General features: G+C 61.4%; 20 protein-coding genes and 1 pseudogene. 17 read left to right on the top strand and 4 right to left on the bottom strand.

Annotated elements, in window-relative coordinates; genetic code table 11:
• Positions 1 to 95 precede the first annotated feature (95 nt).
• The 7 genes and pseudogenes from ACI77I_RS07770 to ACI77I_RS07740 all read left to right on the top strand — a co-directional run bounded on the left by ACI77I_RS07770 (position 96) and on the right by ACI77I_RS07740 (position 7,971).
• Positions 96 to 440: an FKBP-type peptidyl-prolyl cis-trans isomerase gene (locus ACI77I_RS07770; protein ID WP_263274858.1), complete on the top strand. Its 345-nt coding sequence runs from the start codon at positions 96 to 98 to the stop codon at positions 438 to 440.
• Positions 441 to 464: 24 nt separating this feature from the next.
• Positions 465 to 902: a T6SS immunity protein Tdi1 domain-containing protein gene (locus ACI77I_RS07765; protein WP_406997263.1), complete on the top strand. Its 438-nt coding sequence runs from the start codon at positions 465 to 467 to the stop codon at positions 900 to 902.
• A 22-nt stretch (positions 903 to 924) separates the two neighbouring features.
• Positions 925 to 1,512: pseudogene (locus ACI77I_RS07760) on the top strand (GNAT family N-acetyltransferase); the annotation flags it as partial.
• A 626-nt stretch (positions 1,513 to 2,138) separates the two neighbouring features.
• Positions 2,139 to 2,855, top strand: a complete 717-nt coding sequence (locus ACI77I_RS07755; protein ID WP_094952804.1) for an MgtC/SapB family protein — start codon at positions 2,139 to 2,141, stop codon at positions 2,853 to 2,855.
• 299 nt (positions 2,856 to 3,154) lie between these two features.
• Positions 3,155 to 3,784: a response regulator transcription factor gene (locus ACI77I_RS07750; protein ID WP_094952805.1), complete on the top strand. Its 630-nt coding sequence runs from the start codon at positions 3,155 to 3,157 to the stop codon at positions 3,782 to 3,784.
• 6 nt (positions 3,785 to 3,790) lie between these two features.
• Complete coding sequence (locus ACI77I_RS07745) at positions 3,791 to 7,417, top strand: transporter substrate-binding domain-containing protein (protein WP_406997262.1); 3,627 nt, start codon at positions 3,791 to 3,793, stop codon at positions 7,415 to 7,417.
• A 134-nt stretch (positions 7,418 to 7,551) separates the two neighbouring features.
• Positions 7,552 to 7,971, top strand: a complete 420-nt coding sequence (locus tag ACI77I_RS07740) for a chemotaxis protein CheY (protein WP_094952807.1) — start codon at positions 7,552 to 7,554, stop codon at positions 7,969 to 7,971.
• Here ACI77I_RS07740 and dkgB read toward each other — a convergent pair.
• On the bottom strand, positions 7,968 to 8,786 hold the full coding sequence (gene dkgB / locus ACI77I_RS07735; protein ID WP_094952808.1) for a 2,5-didehydrogluconate reductase DkgB: 819 nt from the start codon (positions 8,784 to 8,786) through the stop codon (positions 7,968 to 7,970). The two genes, ACI77I_RS07740 and dkgB, sit on opposite strands and share 4 nt — an antisense overlap.
• Positions 8,787 to 9,035: 249 nt before the next feature.
• On the opposite strand from dkgB, the gene ACI77I_RS07730 reads away from it, so the two are divergent.
• Positions 9,036 to 9,431, top strand: a complete 396-nt coding sequence (locus ACI77I_RS07730; RefSeq protein WP_094952809.1) for a carboxymuconolactone decarboxylase family protein — start codon at positions 9,036 to 9,038, stop codon at positions 9,429 to 9,431.
• A 386-nt stretch (positions 9,432 to 9,817) separates the two neighbouring features.
• On the opposite strand, the gene ACI77I_RS07725 is transcribed toward ACI77I_RS07730, so the two are convergent.
• The 3 genes from ACI77I_RS07725 to ACI77I_RS07715 all read right to left on the bottom strand — a co-directional run bounded on the left by ACI77I_RS07725 (position 9,818) and on the right by ACI77I_RS07715 (position 12,662).
• On the bottom strand, positions 9,818 to 10,018 hold the full coding sequence (locus tag ACI77I_RS07725) for a hypothetical protein (RefSeq protein WP_406997261.1): 201 nt from the start codon (positions 10,016 to 10,018) through the stop codon (positions 9,818 to 9,820).
• Between the two features lie 122 nt (positions 10,019 to 10,140).
• A complete protein-coding gene (locus tag ACI77I_RS07720; protein ID WP_094952811.1) occupies positions 10,141 to 10,719 on the bottom strand; it encodes a cupin domain-containing protein in 579 nt (192 codons plus the stop codon).
• Positions 10,707 to 12,662, bottom strand: a complete 1,956-nt coding sequence (locus tag ACI77I_RS07715) for an FAD-dependent oxidoreductase (RefSeq protein WP_263274863.1) — start codon at positions 12,660 to 12,662, stop codon at positions 10,707 to 10,709. The genes ACI77I_RS07720 and ACI77I_RS07715 overlap by 13 nt, the downstream gene beginning before the upstream one ends.
• A gap of 131 nt (positions 12,663 to 12,793) precedes the next feature.
• Here ACI77I_RS07715 and ACI77I_RS07710 point away from each other — a divergent pair, with 131 nt between their 5' ends.
• From ACI77I_RS07710 to ACI77I_RS07670, 9 genes are all read left to right on the top strand, one after another.
• The gene (locus ACI77I_RS07710) at positions 12,794 to 13,564 is read left to right on the top strand and encodes a class II aldolase/adducin family protein (RefSeq protein WP_094952813.1); all 771 of its coding nucleotides are present in this window, start codon (positions 12,794 to 12,796) and stop codon (positions 13,562 to 13,564) included.
• Between the two features lie 39 nt (positions 13,565 to 13,603).
• On the top strand, positions 13,604 to 14,242 hold the full coding sequence (locus tag ACI77I_RS07705; RefSeq protein ID WP_242155479.1) for a TetR family transcriptional regulator C-terminal domain-containing protein: 639 nt from the start codon (positions 13,604 to 13,606) through the stop codon (positions 14,240 to 14,242).
• Positions 14,243 to 14,390: 148 nt separating this feature from the next.
• Positions 14,391 to 15,182, top strand: coding sequence for an enoyl-CoA hydratase/isomerase family protein (locus ACI77I_RS07700; RefSeq protein WP_406997260.1), 792 nt, complete (start codon positions 14,391 to 14,393; stop codon positions 15,180 to 15,182).
• 27 nt (positions 15,183 to 15,209) lie between these two features.
• A complete protein-coding gene (locus ACI77I_RS07695; protein WP_406997259.1) occupies positions 15,210 to 16,370 on the top strand; it encodes an acyl-CoA dehydrogenase family protein in 1,161 nt (386 codons plus the stop codon).
• Between the two features lie 18 nt (positions 16,371 to 16,388).
• Positions 16,389 to 18,497, top strand: coding sequence for an acetate--CoA ligase family protein (locus ACI77I_RS07690; RefSeq protein ID WP_406997258.1), 2,109 nt, complete (start codon positions 16,389 to 16,391; stop codon positions 18,495 to 18,497).
• Positions 18,487 to 20,094: a 5-guanidino-2-oxopentanoate decarboxylase gene (locus ACI77I_RS07685; RefSeq protein ID WP_094952818.1), complete on the top strand. Its 1,608-nt coding sequence runs from the start codon at positions 18,487 to 18,489 to the stop codon at positions 20,092 to 20,094. Before ACI77I_RS07690 ends, ACI77I_RS07685 begins: the two co-directional genes overlap by 11 nt.
• Before the next feature lie 19 nt (positions 20,095 to 20,113).
• Positions 20,114 to 21,700, top strand: a complete 1,587-nt coding sequence (locus ACI77I_RS07680; RefSeq protein ID WP_406997257.1) for an ABC transporter substrate-binding protein — start codon at positions 20,114 to 20,116, stop codon at positions 21,698 to 21,700.
• 159 nt (positions 21,701 to 21,859) lie between these two features.
• Positions 21,860 to 22,819, top strand: a complete 960-nt coding sequence (locus tag ACI77I_RS07675; protein ID WP_263274865.1) for an ABC transporter permease — start codon at positions 21,860 to 21,862, stop codon at positions 22,817 to 22,819.
• A gap of 3 nt (positions 22,820 to 22,822) precedes the next feature.
• Complete coding sequence (locus ACI77I_RS07670) at positions 22,823 to 23,650, top strand: ABC transporter permease (RefSeq protein ID WP_406997256.1); 828 nt, start codon at positions 22,823 to 22,825, stop codon at positions 23,648 to 23,650.
• Position 23,651: the final 1 nt, after the last annotated feature.

The raw sequence follows: 23,651 nt of genomic DNA, 5'->3' as shown, positions 1-23,651 counted from the left end.
CGCCACAGGAGGGGTGTTTTTTGATCGCTCCCGCACTTGCCAAACCTACCCAATTCTGGGAAAAACCCAGCCTTTACGCATTCAAAGAGCCCCCTATGAGCAACGACGAACTGCAGGTCACCGACCTGCGCCAGGGCACCGGCAAAACCGTGGTCAAAGGCGCGCTGATCACCACCCAATACACCGGCACTCTGGAAGACGGCACAGTGTTCGATTCTTCCTGGGAACGCGGCAAGCCGTTCCAATGTGTGATCGGCACCGGGCGGGTGATCAAGGGGTGGGACCAGGGGCTGATGGGCATGCAGGTCGGCGGCGTACGCACGCTGTTTGTGCCTGCGCACCTGGCCTACGGTGAGCGCTCGATGGGCGCGCATATCAAGCCCAACAGCAATTTGCGCTTTGAAATTGAGTTGTTGGAAGTGCTGACGCGGGACGACTGACGTGCTTCGGCGCAAGGAGGCTGTATGGACGTGATTCAAGCGATACGCGACAGCTGGAGCTGGGTGGGTATCGACCCCGTCGAGGTGGTGGGCACCACAGCCTTTGGCAGCGTGATGCTTAAGGATACGCAGGGCCGCTATTGGCGGCTGTGCCCAGAAGGGCTTTATTGCGAGGTGATCGCGCAGACGCGTGCGGCCTTGGATGAGGTCTCCAAGGATCAGACCTTTCTGCACGACTGGTATTTGCAGCCGATGGTGGCGCAGGCCGAAGAAGTGCTGGGGCCGTTGGCGTCTGGCCAGGTTTACCACTTCGTTATTTCGCCGGTATTGGGCGGCGAGTACGCCATCGACAATGTGCGTCAACTGGATCATGTCGAGCAGGTTCGGTTCTGTGGTGATCTTGCGCTTGAGATCAAGGATTTGCCTGACGGCGCGCACGTGACGCTCAGGATTGTTGACTAGTCATTCGAAAGGACATCACCTCATGGATGTGGTTTGTGACCCTGAACTTCCTCTAAGCGCCGCGCCGGATATCCGGGTGGTGCCGCTCACTCTGGCCGATGAGGCCGAGTTGCAGCACTTCTTCGAGCAGGCCCCCGACTACTTCATCGCGGTCAACGGCGAACCCGCGACGCCTACTGAAGCGCGTGAAGAGTTGCAGGGTGACCTGCCCGCAGGCTGGAGCTGCAGTCGCCTGTACTGGCTGGGTTACCGCGATGCTGCGGGTCAATTGGTCGCCGTGGTAAATATCGCCGCCGACTTGCTTGCAGCCGGGGTGTGGCATATCGGGCTGTTGCTGGTGCATACGCGCTTGCATGGCAGCGGGCTGGCGCGGCGGCTGCATACCGAACTTGAGGCGTGGGCCCTGGGCAAAGGCGCCCAGTGGTTGCGGCTGACGGTGGTGGTCGGCAATGCCAAGGCGGAGCGTTTCTGGCCCAAACTTGGGTATGTGCAGGTGCGTACGCGGGAGGGGATTACGATGGGGCGGCAGGTCAATACGGTGTCGATTCAGGTCAAGGCGTTGGCAGGTGGCCGGATTGATGAATACCTGGAAAGGGTCGAGCGGGTACGCCGTAACCGCGGATGTACACCGCTTACTGTGGGAGCTGGCTTGTCGGGTCGCCGCACCGCTGCGATGCAGACACCTCGGTGTGTCAGGCATAACCAGTTGATGCCATCGCCGCGATGCGGCGACCCGACGTGCCTGCTCCCAGATTGTTTCTTTGGTGTTTCCAGAAAAACAGTTCCTGAACTTACCCTGAAGAACCTTCCTAATCTCCATCGGTAAACTTTCCTACGGTTTACTCCCGCGGCATCGGCGCGTAAACTCCGCGCGTTTTCATCAATAGCGGAGACCCTCAGTGGGTACTTGTTCGAGTGACAGTCGTCGGCCGGTTTCGGTAACCGGCACCTACTTGGCAAGGTAACGCGCATTGTTTCTATGCCGTTGTCTCGCCTCAAAAAGCGAGAAGCGGCATCCCGGCAGCGCCTGTCCTGGCGCCTGCCCGAACCCCTCTCATCGACGCTGACCAGCACCTGAAATCATTCAGGCTGCGACGGACACGCCTACCTTTTACGGTGGGCGGGCCAAGCTGACTGTGCCTTTAACACCGGCGCGGTGTGCACGGTTGTACCTGCACGAAGGTTTCCGGGTCGGCGGTGGCTTAAATTAGGCTGCTGCGTTCAGGGAGATTTCTTATGCAAGCAATCAACAACATCAACCTCAATTCCTTGGTCGATACCGTGGTCAGCCTCACTGCGGCGTTTATCCTGGGTGGCTTGATCGGCTTTGAGCGCCAGTACCGCCAGCGCACGGCGGGTTTGCGCACCAATGTGCTGGTGGCGGTGGGTGCGGCGATTTTTGTCGACATGGCCAGCCGCCTGGGCGGCGCGGAAGGCGCGGTACGTGTGGTTGCGTATGTGGTCTCGGGCATAGGCTTTCTGGGGGCCGGCGTGATCATGCGCGAAGAGGGCAACGTGCGTGGGCTCAACACGGCTGCCACGCTCTGGGCCTCGGCGGCCGTCGGTGCGTGTGCCGGTGCCGACCTGATCCTGGAAGCGTTGCTAGGCACGCTGTTTGTGCTGGCGGCCAACACCTTGCTGCGCCCGATCGTCAATAACATCAACCGCCAGCCGATGGACGTGGTGTCGGCAGAGGTCACCAACATCCTCTATGTCATCGCGCGGCGTAGCCAGCAGCAGGCGGTGATGGTCTTGCTGGAAGCCGAACTGGCGCGCTGCAACTACCCGGCCAGTGACGTCGACGTGCGGCCCTTTGGCAGCGAAGAAGTGGAGATCGAGGCCACCCTGGCCGCGACATCGGTCGATGGCGACGAACTGGATGCGCTGGTGGCGCGTATTTCCACGTCGACCTTGGTGGTGCAGGCCTTCTGGAGCCCGAGTACCACCGACTAGCGTGGTCGTAGTAAGCCTTGCCAAGTGCCGGATTGGCGGCACTTTACTCGGATAAGTCCTACATGTGGGTGGGATTATCCCTTCGGGTGAAACGTCATTTCGTTGCTAAGGTTGCGTACTTGCAGCTAGCAGGCGACGTCGGTTTGGTTGTACGTGTTCGCCGCGTTTTCAACCGAAGGGACCAGGCACAACCTGGCTATCGTCCCGGGTGAGGGCAGTGCCGTTGGTCGGCACTGTCATTTCTCACAGGTACCTGTGTTCCTAGTGATGTGTAAGGCTACTTACACCAAGGCATATTTATGAACAACAAAGCATTAATAGTCGATGACCACCCGTTTATCCGCCAGACCGTTCGGTTCTTGCTTAAGCAAGAAGGTTTCACCGACATCGATGAGGCGGGTAATGGCGCGGATGCCGTGCAGAAGGCCAGAGAGGGGCGCCCAGACCTGATTATTCTTGATTTGGCAATCCCGAAGCTGGGTGGGCTTGAGGTCATCGCCCGGGTCAAGGCGCTGGGCGTGCCGTGCAAGATGCTGGTACTGACGGCGGCGATTCCTGAGTATTTTTCCTCTCGCTGCATGCGTGCCGGTGCTATGGGGTTCGTCTCCAAGACCGGGGAGTTGGACGAGTTGCAAAAGGCGATCAAGGCAGTGATGTCCAACTACAGTTGTTTTCCCAGCTTACCGACCAGTTCGGTGCGCCGTGACGATTTGCAGTCCACGGAGATGCAGCTGGTAGAGTCGCTTTCGGACCGTGAGGTGGAGGTGTTGCGCATGCTGGCTCTGGGCCTGGGTAACAACCAGATTGCCGATCAAATGCTACTCAGCCACAAGACCGTCAGTACCTATAAAACGAGGCTCAAAGACAAGCTGTGCATGTCATCCGTGGTGCACATGGCCAAGTTCGCCCAGCGTAATCATCTGATCTGATTTGAAATGACCCCAACCCACATTCGAAGGTTGATGATTGCCCTGTTGATAGGGCTGCTGCCGATGGCGGCGGTCGCCCTTGATGAGCCTCAAGCCCTGCGTTTGCTGGGGCACGCCAGCCTGGATAGCCGTGGCCCATCCATGGAGCAAGGGGAGGCTGACTGGCACTGGCTGCGCGAGCGTCGTACGTTGCTCCTGGGGGTTTCCGCACCGGATTACGGGCCTTTCGAACTGACGAATAATAACGACGAGCTTGAGGGGATCACGGCCGACTATGCCGGGTTGCTCGCCCAGGCGCTGAATGTCAGCGTGGAGGTTCGGCGCTACGACACTCGCGATGAGGTGATCGAAGCGCTCAAGAAAGGCGCCATTGACTTGCTTGGGACGGCCAACGGTTTTGAAGCGGGCGACTCGGAGTTGGTCTTGTCTCGCTCCTACGCTAACGATCAACCGGTCCTGGTAACCCGCACCGGAGACGCCCAGGCCTTGACTGTCGATTTGGCAGGCAAGCGCGTGGCGATGCTCTATCACTATATGCCGCCCGACGCCGTACAGGCCTTCTATCCCAAGGCCCGTGTGGAACTGTTTCCGTCTATTTTCGAAGCCATCGGCGCCGTGGCGTTCGGTCGCGCCGATGTCTATCTCGGAGACGCCATCACCGCCAATTACCAGATCAGCCGCAACCACCTGAACAATGTGCAAATGGCAGACTTTTCCACGTTGGAATCCAACTCCTTTGCCTTCGCTGTTTCCCGCGATAACACTCGGCTGCTGCGCATCGTCAATACGGCGTTGCGGGCGATCCCGGCTAACGAGCAGATGGAAATATTACGGCGTTGGAGTGGCGGTAATCTTGGCCTGCTCGGTGCTGAGCGATTGCACTTGAGCACGGGCGAGCAGCGTTGGCTGGAGAAACATCCCCGGGTCAGAGTGGTAGCGTCCGACCAGATGCTGCCTTTGGCCTCCTTTACCGCGCAAGGGCAATTGGACGGATTGAGTGCCGACGTGTTGTCCCGGATCAGCCTGCGTACCGGTTTGAAGTTCGACGTTGTCCCTGGCGGGTCGATGCCCCAGCAGATTGACGCGGTCAGCACTGGCAGGGCGGATATGATGGCGGTGATTACCCCCAGTATCGAAGGCTCTGATCAGTTGCGCTTTACTCGGCCGTACCTGACCAACCCTCTGGTGCTGGTCACCCGCAACGACGACCCGGCGACGATGACCTTGGAGGACATGCCTGGAAAACGCCTGGCGATTACCAAGGGCAGTGCGCTGCGTGAGGTCATCAATCGCGATTACCCCGGTATCCACTTCGTGGAGGCCAAGAACCCCACACAAGCCATGGCGCTGTTGGGCAGTGGCGCCGCCGAGGGGGCCGTCAATTCATTAATCAATGCGCGCTACCTGATCGCCCTTCAGTACCGTGACACGTTGCGCGTGACCAGCACAGTCGGCTCTGACCCAGCACGCATGACATTTGGGGTCAACCGCGGCCAGTTGGAGTTGTATTCGATTCTGGACAAGGCGTTGCTGAGCATCCCGCCTCAGGAAATGGATGAGCTGATCAGCCAGTGGCGCACTGACGTTATCGTCGAAGACCATTGGCTACGCCATCGCAGCGCGATCATTCAAGGTTTTGGCCTGGCGGCGCTATTGCTGCTGATAACCCTGGGGTGGGCGTTTTACCTGCGCAGCCTGATACGCAAACGTGCCCAGGCCGAACGCGCCTTGAGCGACCAGATGCGCTTTATGGGGGTGTTGATCGACGGCACACCGCATCCGATTTATGTGCGTGATCGCCAAGGGCGGCTGATGGCCTGCAACAGTGCTTACCTGGACGTGTTCGGCTACAAGCTCGAAACGGTGATCGGCAAGACAGTGATAGAAAACGACAGCACTAACCTCCCGCAGGCTCAGTCTTTTCATGGCGATTACCTGCGGCTGATGGAGCGTGGCGAGCCGCAGATTCATGATCGGGTACTCAGGTTGCCCAGTGGCAAGGCGCTAACCATTTACCACTGGATGCTGCCGTACCGTGATGGCGACGATAACGTCGTGGGCATGATTGCCGGTTGGGTGGACGTGAGTGAGCGTCAGCGCCTATTGGGCCAGTTGCAGGAGGCCAAGGAGGATGCCGACGCCGCCAACCGCGCTAAGACTACGTTCCTGGCCACCATGAGTCATGAGATCCGCACCCCTATGAATGCGGTGATCGGCATGATCGAACTGGCCCTTGCCAATGCCGAGCAGGGCCACGCCGACCGCGATGCGTTGGAGGTGGCTTCGGTTGCGTCTCACGGTATGCTGGAGTTGATTGGCGATATTCTGGATATTGCCCGGATCGAGTCTGGCCACCTGTCCCTGGCCCTGGAGCCGGCCAACCTGCATGAACTGCTGATGTCGGTGGTGCGGGTGTTCGAGGGGCTGGCGCGGGCCAAGGGCTTGGCGCTGCAGGTAGAGCTTGATCCGTTGATTGATTGCCAGGTGCTGGCTGACCCTATGCGGTTCAAGCAGGTGGTGTCCAATCTGCTGAGCAATGCCATCAAGTTCACCGCTGCAGGCCAGGTGCGGTTGGGCGCGCGCAGTTCGCCGGCGTCCGACACGTGCCAGCTGAGCCTCAGGCTATGGGTGGAAGACTCCGGCATTGGCATCAGTGCGCAAGACCAGCAACGGCTGTTCAACCCGTTTATTCAGGGAAGCAATACCGAGCAATCGGCGCGTAGCGGGTCGGGGTTGGGGCTGGTGATCAGCCGTAACCTGTGTGAAATGATGGAGGGTGAGCTGCACTTGAGCAGTGTGCTCGGCCAAGGAACGCGGGTGGACGTGACGCTGGCGTTGGCCAGGACGGCTACTTTGCCGGCTGAGGTATCAGCCCCCCAACCTGCCGTCCAGCCGGCGCGGGCATTGGACATTCTGGTGGTGGATGACTACCCGGCCAACCGTTTGCTGCTGGCGCGGCAATTGAGCTTCCTGGGGCATCGCATCATTACTGCCGAAGAAGGTATACAGGGGCTTGAGCTCTGGAGAACCGAGAAGCCGGATGCGGTGATCACCGATTGCAACATGCCCCTCAAGGATGGCTACACCTTGGCCCGTGATATACGCACGCATGAGCGAGAGTTCGGCCTGGAGCCGTGCCTGTTATTGGGCTTTACTGCCAACGCACAACCGGAAGAAACCGAGCGTTGTCGGCAAGCGGGTATGGATGGATGCCTGTTCAAACCTGCCGGGCTTGAGGACTTGCGCTCGGCCCTGGCCTCGCTCACGGCCCTTCCTCGTCCAGATGCAACTGAAGTGGCGTTCGATTTGAGCACGTTAATCTCGTTGACGGGGGACGATCACGCCGCGCTGAAGGAGCTGCTGGAGCCGTTGCTCGATAGCTTGGAAACTGACCGCGCGCTGCTCCCGTCGCTGCAACACACAACGAATTTTCACGCGCTGCATGACCTTGCCCACCGCGCCAAGGGCGGGGCACGAATGGTCAAGGCCTTGGCGCTGATTGCCTGTTGTGAAACGCTCGAGTCGGTTTGTCAACGACAGGAACGTAAGGCTTTGGGCTCGGCGGTTGACGCCGTCGGTGAGGCCATCGGCGAGCTGCATCATTACCTGAGTGCTTATTGCAATCGGCATTGACGATGGTTGATGGTCATCTGGCGGATTTGGGAAAATTCCTACAATAAGTGGGAATAAGCCTGATTTTGTCTTCGAGATATGTCTGGAGAATGGGCGATGCTCACTGACGAGCACAGCCTGCCCAGGGATTTGCCATGCCGAACAAAGCACTGACCATCCTGATTGCCGATGAACAGCACCTGCACCGGCTGTACATCGAAAAAATGCTCAACCAGTTGGGGTATCACCGGATTGTCCCGGTGCAAACCTTCGAAGAGCTGCAGATTCTCACCGCCATCCCGGCCGAACCCTTTGACGTGCTGATCATTAATGCGGGGTTGATGGCCCATGCCGTCGGGCCGCAGCCGCAGGTACGCCATGCGCTGGTCTACGATCACCAGGACCTGGGCCAATCCGATGTAACACCCAGCGTGTTGGTACGGCTGCCCGGCGCGCCAGACACCGTTAACCTTGAACACTTCATGGACATCATCGACCCCCCGCAGGCCACCGGTGGCCTGCGAGTGTTGCCGTGGCTGAGGGAATTATCCCGCGAGCCCGCCAGCAGGGTTTAGTCCCACTTCGGTGCGATGCCTTTGGGGCTGGTCAGGCGGTGGCCACGTTCCAGGCTGGCAATCTGCGCCATGTCGGCCGCGCTCAAGGTCAGTTGCAGGGCCTTGAGGTTACTCTCAAGGTTCGCGCGCTTGGTCGATGACGGGATCACCGCGTAACCCAATTGCATGGCCCAGGTCAGGGTCACTTGCGCCGGGGTGGCGTGATGGCGTTCGGCGATTTGCTGGATGATCGGGTCTTTGAGCACTTCGCCGTAGGCCAGGGTCATGTACGAGGTGATCTGGATACCGTTGGCGGTAGCGAAATCCACCACCTTCTGGTTTTGCAGGTAGGGGTGCAGTTCGATCTGGTTAGTGGCGATGTTCTCGGCACCTACCGCCGCAATCGCCTGTTTCATCAGGTCAATCGTGAAGTTGGAAATACCGATTTGGCGCGTGAGGCCCAGGCGCTTGGCTTCCAGCAACTGGCCCATGAATTCGGCGACAGGCACCTGGTCTTCCGGCGATGGCCAGTGGATCAAGGTCAGGTCCAGGTAGTCGGTTTTCAGTTTGCGCAGGCTCTCGCGCAGGCTGGGAATCAACTGGCCCTCGGCGAAGTTGGCGATCCAGATCTTGCTGGTGATGAACAGTTCGTCACGCGGTACGCCGCTGTCGGCAATGGCTTGGCCGACATCCGCTTCGTTCTCGTAGATCTGCGCGGTGTCGATGACGCGGTAGCCCAGTTCCAGGCCGGTGCTCACGGAGTCGATCACCACTTGGCCTTGCAGGCGGAAGGTGCCGAGGCCGAAGGCGGGGACGTTTTGGGTCGGGATAGACATCAGTAACTCCTGAAGAGGTGTGAACAATGGAGTCGAGTATCCGCCCGTCGTTCCTTCGGAAAAACCGTCGAATCCGAAAAGGACTCTTTACCGCAAATCACGAATCCTGTGGCAAGCCTGCCAGCCACGACAAGCCTGCCGGTCACAGACCGTTCGTCAACTTTCTTACAGCGCACTGAACAGCTTCACTTGCCAGCAGAGGGCTCCGCGCGGTATTCCACAACGCTCTCTCAACGCCTTGGAAGTACCATGACTCAACACCTCACCGAATACGCCGATGCCAGCCCTGAAGTGCGTGCGGTTTATGACGACATCATGCAGACCCGCAAGGTCGATCATGTGAATAACTTCTGGAAATGCCTGGCCGCCCACCCGCCGACGCTGCGCCGTACCTGGGAAAACCTAAAGGAAATCATGGCACCGGGGGCGCTCGACCCGCTGACCAAGGAATTGCTCTATGTGGCCGTCAGCGTGACCAACAATTGCCCGTATTGCATCGCTTCTCACACAGCGGCTGCGCGCAAGGCCGGGATGACCGACGCTATGTTTGGCGAGTTACAGGCCGTGGTCGGCATGGCCAATGAAACCAACCGTTTGGCAGTCGGCTACCGCGTGCCGGTGGACGAGGTGTTCAAGTGGCCGTGAGGGCGGCGTTCATCGGTCGAACCGCGCACGCGCGTGAGGTGTTTACTGGTCGAGCAGGGCGGTGTTGGTAGAACTGGCCCTGTCGCGTCGTGCGGTTTTTGCGCGATTGGAAAGTGTTCCAGGTGGTGAAGTCGAAGCGAGTACCAGAGACCACGTTTTCTTGGGCCAGCATGATGGGCAGGGGCGGGGTCGTTTGGGGGTAGTGCGTGTTGAACGTAACGTCCAGCGTGTCCTTATCCCGGTATCCGCTGAGTAGGGGAATCAAGGTAAACCTATGGTCCACACCTTCGGACTCTGTCGGTGTTCCGGCGAACTGTACGATCCCAACATAGACCTTGCGATCACTCAAGCTGAACAGGCAAGGCACACATTTAAAGGAAGAATGATCAGCAGGCCCATGAATGATCGGCCTCCATATTGCGCACCTGGCGCACCGCTTCTTGGTAGTGCGGCGATGCCATGTTTTCGACAGCATCGACGCCAATGCCGCCACGTACGACCTTCCAGGTTTTAAGGGATTTGACGTCCCTTACTCGATCCCAATCATCTTGCGTTGGCTTTCCAAACAGCAACTGCAGTAAAGACATGGCGACAACCTCGAAAAGAAGTAGCCCGATTTATAACAAGCGACCTGCCTGCCTAACACTGATGGCATGCCGCGCCACCGTCGCCGGTTCCTGTAGGAAGCGTCTCCATTTGTGCCAGCGGCCTAAAACGTCGGCGGCGTAATCACCCAGATCACCACGGTCTGCACCTTGCCCGGGTTGCCATACCGATGCGGTTCGCTGCTGGCGAAGCTGAAGCTGTCGCCTTCATCCAGCAAAAAATGCCGCTCTCCCACCCACAGCTCAAACCGCCCACTCAACACGTAGCCGGCTTCTTCGCCTGCGTGGCTATAGCTCTGTTGGCTATAGGCGCCGGGAGGAAAGCTCGATTGCAGCATTTCCAGTTGATGGTTGGGCAACGGCGTCAGCAGTTGGTCGACGATGCCATCTTCATAACGGATGCTCTGCCGGTTGCCCTGACGCACCACATAACCTTCATCCGCCTCGGCGGGAATGGTCTCACTGGCGAAAAACCACTGGATAGTCACTTCCAGGCTGCGTGCAATATTGAACAGCGCCGGGATCGATGGATATGCCAGATTGCGCTCCAACTGGCTGAGATAGCCGGCGGTCAGCTCGCTGAGCTGCGCCAGCTCGGTCAGCGTCATGCCGCGCGCTTTGCGCAGGCCGCGAATGCGTGTGCCGAGGAACAGTTGCTGGGGGTCGTCGTTCAAAGGTGCCATGCGGCCTTGAGTCCTTCGTAAATCGCCTCTTCGGCGGTACGCGGGGCCAGGCAGTCGCCGATGCGATCAAAGGGCACCAGACCCGCCAGTTCCGCGCCCAGAGTGTCCACCGGCTGATGGCCCTGGCACAACACCAGGGTGTCGATATTTTCCAGCAGCATCGGCTCGCCGCTGGCGGTGTGTTGCAGGTAGACGGTGCTGTCATCGCAGCCGTAGAGGCGCGCATAGGGGATGATCGGGATGCGCAGCCGGTGCAGCTCGCCGGCCAGTTGATCGCGCACGTAAAGGGGCAGGTTCTCGCCGCAGTGGGTGCCATTCACCGCCAATTGCACCTGATGGCCGGCGCGTACCAGGCGTTCGGCGATGCCGGGGCCGATCCAGTCGCAACGCCAGTCGACCACCACCACTGAGCGGCCCAACGTGACTTGATCGCGCAGCACCTGCCAGGCGTCCACCACCTGCAGTTCGCCACCTTGCTCGAAGGCCGGCCAATAGGGCTCGGCGCCGGTGGCGATGATGACGTGATCGGGTTGCGCCTGTTCCACCAGCGCACGGTCGACGCGGGTGTTGCGCACCACGCGAACACCCGCCAGCGCCATCTCACGTTGCAGGTTGGTGCTGGCGCCGCCGAACTCACTGCGCCGAGGCAGCAATTGCGCCAACAACACTTGCCCACCCAACTGCCCGCTGGCCTCGTACAGCGTTACGTCATGCCCGCGTTGCGCCGCCACGGCGGCGGCCTTCATACCGGCCGGCCCACCGCCCACCACCATGATGCGGCGGCGCTTTAACGCCGGTTGCAGGTTGCCGAAGACCAACTCGCGACCGGTCTCGGGATGCTGGATGCAGGAGATCGGCAAGCCCTTATGAAAGTGACCGATACACGCCTGATTGCAGGCAATGCACGCGCGCACGTCTTCGGCACGGCCATCGAGGGTTTTGGCAGGCATCAGCGGGTCGCAAATCAGCGCACGGGTCATGCCGCACACATCGGCCTGGCCTCGCGCCAGGATCAACTCGGCTTCCTGAGGCTGATTGATCCGTCCGGTCACAAACAGTGGAATCGACAGGCTGGCCTTGAACGTCGCCGCCTCATCCGCCAAGTACGCGGCAGCGATGGCCATGGGCGGCACGATATGGATCGCGCCGCCCAGAGACGCTGAAGTACCGGCGACGATGTGTACATAGTCCAACTGCGTTTGCAGGTTTTGCACGGCCTCCAGGGATTCACTTTCGGTAAGCCCTTCGGCATCGCGTTCGTCAGCAGAAATACGCAGGCCGATGATGAAATGCGCATCGGTCGCCGCCCGCACCGCCGCGATGATTTCCCTCAAGAACCTCAAGCGTTGCTCCAGCGAACCGTTGTAGTCATCAGTGCGCCGGTTAACTCGCGGGTTGAGAAACTGCGCCGGCAGGTAACCATGGCTGGCAACCACTTCCACCCCGTCGATACCCGCCTGATGCAAGCGCCTCGCTGCCGCCGCGTAACCGGCGACGATCTCATCGATCATCGCCTGCTCCAGCGCCCGAGGCATCACTCGAAACCGTTCGTTGGGCACCCCTGAAGCCGAGTACGCCACGGCCAGCAAACCGTCTGCCGACTCCATGATTTCCCGCCCTGGATGAAAGATCTGCGACAGCACCACGGTACCGTGGGCATGGCAGGTCTGGGCCAATTCGCGGTAGCCGTCGATGCACGCATCGTCAGTGGCCATCAGCACATGCGAGGTGTACCGCGCACTGTCATGCACCCCGGCCACCTGCAGCACGATCAGCCCCACACCGCCTTCGGCGCGTGCGCGGTGGTAGGCGATCAACTGCGCGTTAACCTGGTTGTCGGTAGGCATCGAGGTGTCATGCCCGCTGGACATGATGCGGTTTTTCAGGCGTTTGCCGCGCAGTTGCAGCGGCTGGAACAGGTGAGCAAAGGCGGGGTGCGACATGGTGCGGATACTCCAGGCGCTGTTATTGTTATTTTTCTATAGGAGGCGAGCGCCAGTAAAAAATCAACTTGTTTTTTTACTGGCGTCTGGCTTAGCGTCGCCCTCACCAACCCCGTGCCTGGAGAATAAAAATGACTCACTCCACCGAGCCATCCCAAGAACAGCAACTGCGTGAAGAGCTCGCCGCGTGCTATCGACTGATCGCGCACTACCGCATGAGCGACCTGATCTTCACCCACATCTCGGTGCGCATTCCCGGGCCTGAGCACCACTTTCTGATCAACCCCTACGGGCTGATGTTCGATGAAATTACCGCCTCCAGCCTGGTGAAGATCGGCCTGGATGGCCGCGCGGTCGAGCCTTCGCCTTACGCCGTCAACCCTGCCGGTTTTGTCATCCACAGCGCCATCCACGGTGCGCGCGAAGACGCCCAGTGCGTGCTGCACACCCATACCCGTGCGGGCTGTGCGGTGGCGGCGCTGGCGTGCGGCTTGTTGCCGGTCAACCAGATCTCGATGGAGTTCTACGGCAAGGTCGGCTATCACGATTACGAAGGTGTCGCCCTGGACATGGCTGAGCAACGCCGCTTGGTCGATGACCTGGGCGACAAGCCGGTGCTGATGCTGCGCAATCACGGTTTGTTGACCGTGGGCGAGACGGTCAGCCAAGCGTTCCTGCGCATGTACTACCTGGACAAGGCCTGCGAAATCCAGATTGCCGCCCAGGCTTGCGGCGCATTAATCCTGCCGCCCGCCGAGGTTTGCGCCTACACCGAGCAGCAATTCAACAACCCTGGACGCGCGCTGGAGGAGGGCGAGCTGACCGACCCGGACGCCATGCAGTTGGCGTGGGCGGCATTGCTGCGGATGCTGGATCGGGTGTCGCCGGGGTTCCGTGACTGATGTAGAGTCGTGCAGCCGACTCAACCAGGACACTGCCCCATGACCCAGGAATCCCGCTTCTCCCGCATGGAGCCGCAATTGCGCAAGGCCAATCTGGTCCAGGCCACGCTCACGTGCCTCAAGCGCGATGGTTTCCAGGGCGCCTCGATCCGCAAGATCAGTGCCGAGGCCGGGGTGTCGGTCGGGTTGATCAGCCACCACTACTCCGGCAAGGACGAATTGGTGGCCGAGGCTTACCGCACGATCACCGGTCAAGTCATGAGCCTGCTGCGCGAGACCATGGCCAAGGCGCCGCCGGACCCTCGCGAGCGGCTCTCGGCGTTGTTCCGGGGTTCGTTTTCGGCTGAATTGCTCGACCCGCAACTGCTCGATGCCTGGCTGGTGTTCTGGGGCGCGGTGAAAACGGCGCCCGCTATCAACCAGGCTCACGAACATTCCTACGGTGAGTACCGCACCATCATGCGCTCCGCCCTGACCGACATGGCCAAGGAGGAAGGCTGGCAGCAGTTCGACGCCGATCTCGCCGCCATCGCCCTCAGCGCCTTGCTTGACGGGCTGTGGCTGGAGTCCGGGCTCAACCCCGGCACCTTTACCCCGGAGCAGGGCATCCAGATCTGCGAGGCGTGGGTCGACGGCCTGCAGAGCGGCGGGCGCCAGCGTTACCTGCTCAAACCCTGAGCCTTTCTCGCCGCCTGAACGCACTGTTCAGGCCGGTATTTGCCCTCTGAAAAAATTTGCTGTTTGCCGATTGCCTCCTTACTGAACACTCGTTTAGTATCTCGTCATGTCGCACCCCTCACGCCAATTAAAATAATTCGAGGAAGCCATGCCTACCGATTCGTCCGTGCTCACCTATGTGCAAGCAGGCGTTGCCTGGATCACCCTCAACCGTGGCCCACAGCGCAATGCATTGGACATTCCGACCCTCAAGCACCTGCATACCTTGCTCGATGCGTTCAACAGCGACCCCGCCGTGCGCGTGGTGGTATTGACCGGCAGCGGCCGCAGCTTCTGCGCTGGCGCCGACCTGGCTGAGTGGGCCGAAGCCGAATCGTGTGGCGCCCTGGAAACCTACGGCTGGACCGAAACCGCCCACGCCCTGATGACCCGCCTGCACACCCTCGACAAACCCACGATTGCCGCGATCAACGGCACCGCCGTCGGCGCCGGCATGGACCTGACGCTGTGCTGCGACCTGCGCATCGCCGCCCAGTCGGCGCGCTTCAAGGCCGGCTACACCAGCATGGCCTACTCGCCGGATGCCGGCGCCAGCTGGCACTTGCCACGGCTGATCGGCAGCGAACACGCCAAGCGCCTGCTGTTCCTCGACGAGCTGTGGAGCGCTGATCGCGCACTGGCTGCCGGGCTGGTGGGCGAAGTGGTTGCCGACGAGCAACTGCACACCCACACCACGCAGCTGGCCACCCGCCTGGCCAACGGCCCGACGTTCGCCTTCACCCAGACCAAGACGCTGATCCGCGAAGGCGCCGCCCGCAGCCTGCCCGAGCAATTGCAGGCCGAACTGGCCGCCGGGCTGTTGTGCGGGCGCAGTGCCGATGGCGCCGAAGCCCTGCGCGCGGCCATGGACAAGCGCCCACCGAATTTCTGCGGCCAATAACAACAACACCCCCGAGCAGGTAGCGCCATGAATTTCCAACTCAGCCAAGAACAAGACATGTTGGTGGACGCGGTACGCAGTTTTGTCGCCAAGGAATTGCTGCCCCATGAAGCGGCGGTGGACCGCGCCGATGAGGTGTCGCCCGAGCTTGCCGCACAGATTCGCGACAAGGCGATTGCCGCCGGTTTCTATGCCTTCAACATGCCCGAAGAAGTCGGCGGTGGTGGCCTGGATTACCTGTCCCAGGCGCTGATCGAACGGGAGTTGTCCAAGGTCTCGTGGGCACTGCACGTGTTCGTCGCGCGACCGTCAAAAATCCTAATGGCCTGCACCGGCGCACAGATTGACGACTACCTGTTGCCCTGCGTGCAGGGCCAGAAAATCGACTGTTTCGCCCTGACCGAACCGGGCGCCGGTTCTGACGCCAACGCCATCAAGACCCGCGCCGTGCGCAGCGGCGATGACTTCGTGATCAATGGCAGCAAGCACTTCATCAGCCATGCCGGCCACGCTGATTTTGCCATCGTCTTTGCCGTGACCGACACCTATGAACACAACGGCCGCCAGCGCAACGCGGTGACCTCGTTTCTGGTTGATCGGGGCACGCCCGGCATGACGATCCGCCGTGGCCCCAAGTGCGTGAGCAACCGTGGCTATCACACCTATGAAATGTTCTTCGACGACTGTCGCGTGCCCGCGTCCAAGGTGCTCGGCGAGGTCGGCAAAGGCTGGGATGTCGCTAACGCCTGGCTCACCGCCGGGCGCGTGATGGTCGCCGCCAACTGCGTCGGCCAGGCCCAGCGCGCGTTGGATGTGTCACTGCAATGGGCGGCAGACCGCAAGCAATTTGGCCAGCCCATCGGTACCTACCAAGGCGTGAGCTTCAAACTGGCCGACATGGCCACGCAGATTCGCGCGGCCGAACTGCTGACCCTGCACACCGCTTGGAAGATGGACCAAGGCAGCATGACCGACGGCGAGGCTGGCATGGCCAAGCTGTTTGCCAGTGAAACCCTGGGCAAAGTCGCCGATGAAGCCGTGCAGATTTTCGGTGGCATGGGCTTGATGGACGAGGGGCCAGTGGAGCGCATCTGGCGTAACGCACGGATCGAGCGGATCTGGGAAGGCACCTCGGAAATCCAGCGCCACATCATTGCCCGTGAACTGTTGCGGCCGCTGTTGCGCTGATCGGCGCGGAGAACGCTTATGTCCCAGGCTATTCGCGACAACCTCAAACGCCTGCTGGCGCCCCGGCACTTGGCCTTCGTCGGCGGGCGCAGCATGGCACGCGCGCTCAAGCGCTGCGCCGACGGCGGTTTTACCGGGCAACTGTGGCTGGTCAACCCGCAGCACGACAGCCTCGACGGTATCCCGTGTGTGCGCCGCATCGCCGATTTACCGTGCGGCCCGGATGCGGTGTTTATCGCCACCAACCGTGAGCTGACGCTGACCTGCGTGGCGGAACTCGCCGCCATCGGCACCGGCGGCGCAATTTGCTACGCCTCGGGGTTTGCCGAAACCGGTGCTGGCGGCGCGGCTTTGCAACAGCAGTTACTGAAGGCGGCAGGCGACATGGCGTTGCTCGGCCCCAACTGCTACGGCCTGCTCGATTACCTTCACAGTTCGGCGCTATGGCCGGTGGCCCACGGCGGCAAAGCGGTGGAGAAGGGCGTGGCAGTGCTGACCCAGAGCGGCAACTTCGCCTACAACCTGTCGATGAGCGACCGCTCGTTGCCGGTGGCCTACATGGCGTCGGTGGGCAACCAGGCGCAACTGGGCGTTGCCGAATTGATGGATGTGTTGCTCGATGAGCCGCGCGTCACCGCCATCGGCCTGCACTTGGAAGGCCTGAAGAATGTGCCGGGGTTTGCTCGCGCGGCGCACAAGGCTTTGGAAAAGGGCATCCCGATCATCGCGCTGAAAACCGGCGTGTCGCAGATCGGTGCCGAGCTGGCGTTGAGTCACACCAGTTCGCTCTCGGGCTCCGATGCGCTCTACGACAGCCTGTTTGCGCGCTTGGGGGTAATCCGCGTCAGCGGCCCGGTGAGTTTTGTCGAAACCCTGAAAGCGGCCGCGTGCGGCAATCTGCCGGCGGGCAATCGCCTCATGGCGTTGGCCTGCTCCGGTGGTGACGCGGGGCTGATTGCTGACTACGCCGAGCGCAACCGTCTGGCCCTGCCAAAGCTGGGTGAAGACCAGCGCGGCGAGCTGGCGCAGGTGCTGCCCAGCTACGCCAACTTGGTCAACCCGCTCGACTTCACCACCGCCATCTGGGGCGACCGCGAAGCGCTCAACCGCATGCTCGACACGGCCCTGCGCACTGACGCGGACGCGGCCATGCTGGTGCTCGATTACCCGGCTGAATTTACCGGCGAGCGCAAGGAATGCGACGTGCTGCTGGAGCTGTTCTGCAGCGCACTCAGCCGCCATGGCAAGACCGGCTTTGTCACCTCGGCCTTTCCCGAGTTACTGCCGCGCCACGCCCGCGAACATCTGCACGCCCACGGCATTGCCGCGCTGCAAGGCGTGGAGGATGCGCTGGCGGCGTGGGGGCGGATTGCCGATTACCAAAACAATCGTCGCGTATTGCTCGAGCGCGGCGAGTCGGTCCTTGAGCCGTTCTGCCCCAAGACCCTTGGGGGCCAAGCCCAGGCTCTGGATGAGTGGGCGTCCAAACAAGCCTTGCGCGCCTTTGGCCTGAGCACCCCAGCCGGCGTCTTGAGTACGCCGGGGCGGGCGATTGCGGATGCCAAGCTGTTGGGCTACCCGTTAGTGCTCAAGGCTGTCAGCGCCGACTTGCCGCATAAAACCGAAGCCGGTGCCGTCGCGTTGAACCTGCAAGATGGCTTCGCCCTGACGGCCGCGCTCGAGCAAATGCGGCGCAAAATTGCGGTGCACGCGCCGGGTGTGGTCTTCGATCAATTGTTGCTGGAGTCCATGGCGGCGCCACCTTTGGCCGAGTTGATCGTGGGCATCAAGCGTGAGAACGACTTCGGCCTGGCGTTGGTGATGGGCGCTGGCGGCATCCTCGTGGAATTGCTCAAGGACAGCCGCAGCCTGTTGCTACCCACCACCGACGGTGCGATTCGCAACGCCTTGCTCAGCCTGCGCAGCGCCGCCTTGCTGCAAGGCTTTCGCGGGCGTGAAGTGGCGGATATGGACGCCTTGGTCGCGGCGATCCGCGCCGTGGCCGACTACGCGTGCGCCAACGCTGAGCAGTTGCTGGAACTGGATGTGAACCCATTGTTGGTCAATGCCCGCGGCGCCACGGCGGTCGATGCGTTGATTCGTTTAGGAGAGGGTTATGCAGGATAAAACGATGACGGGCGGCCAGGCCTTGGTGCGCTTACTGGCTAACTATGGGGTCGACACGGTGTTCGGCATTCCCGGCGTGCATACCCTGGAGCTGTATCGCGGCTTGCCCGGCAGCGGCATTCGCCATGTGCTCACACGCCACGAACAGGGCGCCGGGTTTATGGCCGACGGCTATGCGCGGGTCAGCGGCAAACCGGGCGTGTGCTTTGTGATCACCGGCCCCGGTGTGACCAACGCCGCCACCGCCATTGGCCAGGCGTATGCCGACTCGATCCCGATGCTGGTGATCTCCAGTGTCAACCACATTGCCAGCCTCGGAATGGGTTGGGGCATCCTGCATGAGACTCAGGATCAGCGCTCGATCACTGCGCCCATCACTGCGTTTTCGGCCGTGGCCTTAAGTACCGAGGATTTACCCGAGCTGGTCGCCCGTGCCTACGCGGTGTTCGACAGCGAGCGGCCACGGCCGGTGCATATTTCGGTGCCGCTGGATGTGTTGGCGGCACCGATCGAAAGGGACTGGAGTAATGAAGTGGTACGCGGTGCTGGGCGTGGTTTGCCAGCGGCCGAGGTGCTGGATCAGGCGGCGGCGAAACTCGCCTCGGCCAAGCGCCCGATGATCATTGCCGGCGGTGGTGCGCTGGCGGCGGGGGAGGCCTTGCAGTGTTTGAGCAGGCAACTGGCGGCGCCGTTTTTCACCAGCGTCGCGGGCAAGGGTTTACTGGCGATGGATGACCCGCTGAACGCCGGTGCAACCCTCTGCGTCGAGCCCGGCTGGCAGTTGATCAGCGAGGCAGATGTGGTGCTGGCGGTGGGGACGGAAATGGCCGACACCGATTATTGGCGCGAGCGCCTGCCGATTAACGGCGAACTGCTGCGAGTGGATATCGACCCACGCAAATTCAATGATTTTTACCCCTGCACGGTGGCGCTGCACGGTGATGCCGTTCACACCGTGCTGGCGTTGCTTGCACGCTTGCCAACGACGCCGCGCAACCCTGAAGCCGCGAGCGAAAAAGTCGCCGCGCTGCTGCAGGCCGTTGAGCAGGGGCACGGCCCATTGCAGTCGATCCACCAAGCCATTCTCGACCGCATCCAGGCCGAACTGCCGGCCAACGCCTTCATCAGCAGCGACATGACCCAGCTGGCCTACACCGGCAACTACGCCTACCCAAGCCGCGCCCCGCGCAGCTGGCTGCACCCCACCGGCTACGGCACCTTGGGTTACGGCCTGCCCGCCGGCATTGGCGCCAAGTTCGGCGCACCGCAGCGCCCGGGCCTGGTGCTGGTGGGCGACGGCGGGTTCCTCTACACCGCCCAGGAACTGGCCACCGCCGTGGAGGAGCTGGACAGCCCGTTGGTGGTGCTGCTGTGGAACAACGACGCCCTCGGCCAGATCCGCGACGACATGCTCAGCCTGGACATCGAGCCTATCGGCGTGCTGCCGCGCAACCCGGACTTCGCGCTGTTGGCCCAGGCGTTCGGGTGCACCGTGAACCAGCCAAAGAACCTGGATGAATTGCAGACGGACTTGCGCAACGGCTTCAAACGCAATGGCGTGACCTTGATCGAGCTGAAACATGCCTGTGCCTGTTGATCTTTAGAGGAGCAAGACCATGAGCGAAAACAACAACAAAATGACTCAAGCGATGCACCGACGGGACTTCCTCAAACACAGCGCCGTGGCCGGCGCGGTGGCGGCAGCGTTTTCCATGGGCTTGCCTATGCACGCTTTCGCCGCAGACGCGGCGCCCAAGCCGGGTGGCGTGCTGCGCCTGGGCCTGGCCGGCGGCAGCACCACCGACTCACGCGACCCAGGTTCCTGGGTCGACACCTTCACCTTCGTCGGCTTCTCGGCGGTGTACAACACGCTGACGGAAATCGCCGTGGACGGCAGCGCGATCCCCGAACTGGCCGAACGCTTTGAATCCACCCCGGACGCGCGCGTGTGGACCTTTCATCTGCGCCAGGGCGTGACGTTCCACAACGGCAAAAGCCTGACGGCTGATGACGTGGTGGTGTCGATCAATCACCACCTGAGCAAGGACTCCACCTCAGCGGCCAAGACCGTGCTCGGCGATGTCGCCAGCGTCAGCGCCAAGGGCAATGATGCGGTGGTGTTCGAGCTGCATTCAGGCAATGCGGATTTTGCCTATGTGGTCGCCGATTATCATTTGGTGATCATGCCCGCCAAAGACGGCGCCGCCGATTGGCAGGCCGGCGTGGGCACCAGTGGCTATCGCCTGAAAAGCTTCGAACCCGGCGTGCGCATGGACCTGGAGCGCAACCCCGATTACTGGAAACCCGGCCGCGCGCACTTTGCCAGTGCCGAGTTGCTCGCCATCGCCGATGGCGCCGCGCGGGTCAATGCGCTGGTCACCGGGCAAGTCGATGTGATCAACAAAGTCGACCTGAAAACCGTGGCCTTGCTCAAGCGCAATCCAGGCTTGGTGATTGAAGAAACCAAGGGCGCCCAGCACTACACCTTCCCGATGCTGTGCGACAGCAACGAATTCAAGAACAACGACATTCGCATGGCGATGAAGCACGCCGTCAATCGCGAAACCCTGCTGGCGTCGGTGCTGTACGGCTATGGCCTGGTGGGCAACGACCACCCGATCCAGCCGGGCAGCCGCTTTATCAACGCCGCGCTGGAGCAGCGCAGCTACGACCCGGACAAGTCGCGCTTCTACCTGCGCAAGGCAGGGGTGGAGTCGCTCAAGGTGCGCCTGCAAGCCTCCGACGCCGCCTACACCGGCGCGGTGGACGCCTCGGTACTGTTCAAGGAACAGGCTCGCCAGGCCGGTATCGACATCGACGTGGTGCGCGAACCGGCCGACGGCTACTTCTCCAATGTGTGGATGAAGCAGCCGTTCACCACCTCGTTCTGGTACAGCAGCCTGACGGCCGACCGAATGTTCAGCATCGGCTACGCCAAAGGCGCGGCCTGGAACGAAACCCATTGGGACAACGCACGCTTCAACCAACTGCTCACCGCCGCCCGTGGCGAGATGAACGCGCCGCTGCGCCAAGAGATGTACAACGAAATGCAGGCGCTGTGCCGGGACGATGGCGGCGCGATTGTGCCGTTGTTTGCCAGCTCCGTGGCGGCGCGTTCGAACCGCGTCAACCATGGGCCGCTGACGGCGCCGTATGGTGAGTTGGATGGGTTGCGGTTGATCGAGCGGTGGTGGCAGGCCTAGAGATCGCCCAGCCAATGAACATCCAATGTGGGCGCTGGCTTGCCTGCGATGAGGCCCGTCCCATCACGGCAGATCTCCAGGCCGCCATCGCAGGCAAGCCAGCTCCCACATCAGATAAGTGCAGTCTCAAGGAGCGTATCCACCGCATGAGAATCGTCCATGAATAGTCTGCTCAAACTAATCCTCCAACGTCTGGCCCTCGGCGTGTTGTCGTTGCTCGCGGTCTCGGTGATCATCTTCCTCGCCGTGGGCATGCTGCCGGGCGATATCGCCCAGGCCATGCTCGGCCAGTCGGCCACGCCGGAAACCGTGGCGGCGTTTCGCGCGCAGCTGGGCCTGGATTTGCCGCCGCTCACGCGCTTTGCGCAATGGCTGCTGCGCCTGCTGCACGGCGACCTGGGCGCTTCACTGGCCAACCAGCGGCCTATCGCCGAGCTGATCGGTGCGCGGTTGGGCAATACGCTGAGCCTGGCTGCGCTGGCGGCACTGGTTTCAGTGCCCACCGCGCTGGTGCTGGGCATGCTCGCGGCGTTGTACCGCAACAGCTGGTTTGATCGCCTGCTCAACACCACGGCCTTGAGCGCCGTGTCGTTCCCGGAGTTCTTTGTTGCCTACCTGCTGATCCTGGTGTTTTCGGTGAAGCTCGGCTGGTTTCCCAGCCTGTCCAACCTGGCGCCGGATGCGTCGTTCGGCACGGTCCTTGTGCGCTCGGTATTGCCGGTCGCGACGCTGAGCCTGGTGGTGATCGCGCAGATGATGCGCATGACTCGCGCCTCGCTGATCAACCTGCTGGCCAGCCCCTACATCGAGATGGCCCGGCTCAAGGGCATCAGCCAGTCGCGGATTATCTGGCGGCACGCGTTACCCAATGCGCTGGCGCCGATTGTCAACGTGGTTGCACTGAACCTGGCGTACCTGGTGGTGGGCGTGGTGGTGGTTGAAGTGGTGTTTGTCTATCCAGGGCTGGGGCAATTGTTGGTGGACTCGGTGTCCAAGCGTGACATCCCGGTGGTGCAGGCGTGCAGCCTGATTTTTGCCGCCACTTACATCCTGCTCAATACCACCGCGGACGTGCTGTCCATCGCCAGCAACCCACGCCTGATGCATCCCAAGGGGTAGACCATGAGCCTGTTGAGCCACGTGGCCAAGGCGCCGTTGAGCGCCAAGTTCGGCCTGCTGATCATTGTGTTGTACATCGCGGTGGCGCTGTTCGCGCCGCTGCTGGCGCCGTATGGCGAAACCCAGGTGGTGGGCGAAGGTTTCGCGCCTTGGAGCAGCCAGTTTTTGTTGGGCACCGATAACCTGGGCCGCGATATGTTCAGTCGCCTGGTGTACGGCGCACGCAACACGCTGGGGATCGCTTTCCTGACCACCACGCTGGCGTTTCTGCTCGGCGGCTTGAGCGGCTTGGTCGCGGCAATCAAGGGCGGCTGGATCGACCAGGGTTTGTCGCGGGTGGTGGATATTCTGATGGCGATCCCGCAGCTGATTTTTGCCCTGCTGATCCTCAGCGTGGTGGGCACCAACGCCACCTCATTGGTATTGGTGATTGCGCTGCTGGATTCGACGCGGGTGTTTCGCCTGTCCCGCGCCGTGGCGATGACCGTGGTGGTGCAGGACTTTGTCGAGGCGGCGCGCTTGCGTGGCGAAGGTTTGTGGTGGTTGGTCAGCCGTGAAGTACTGCCCAACGCTGCCGCGCCGTTGATTGCTGAATTTGGCCTACGTTTCTGCTTTGTGTTCCTGTTTATCAGCGCATTGTCGTTCCTGGGCCTGGGCATTCAACCGCCCACCGCCGACTGGGGCAGCATGGTGCGCGACAACGCGGTGTTGATCACCTTCGGCGATATCAGCCCGTTGCTGCCGGCGCTGGCGGTGGCGTTGATTACGGTCAGCGTGAATTTTGTCGTCGACTGGATGCTGCATAAATCCAGCGGCCTGAAGGAGTGTTGAG

Source organism: Pseudomonas sp. D47, assembly GCF_045447305.1.
GTDB lineage: Bacteria > Pseudomonadota > Gammaproteobacteria > Pseudomonadales > Pseudomonadaceae > Aquipseudomonas.
This window is presented reverse-complemented; position numbering and strand designations above follow the sequence as displayed.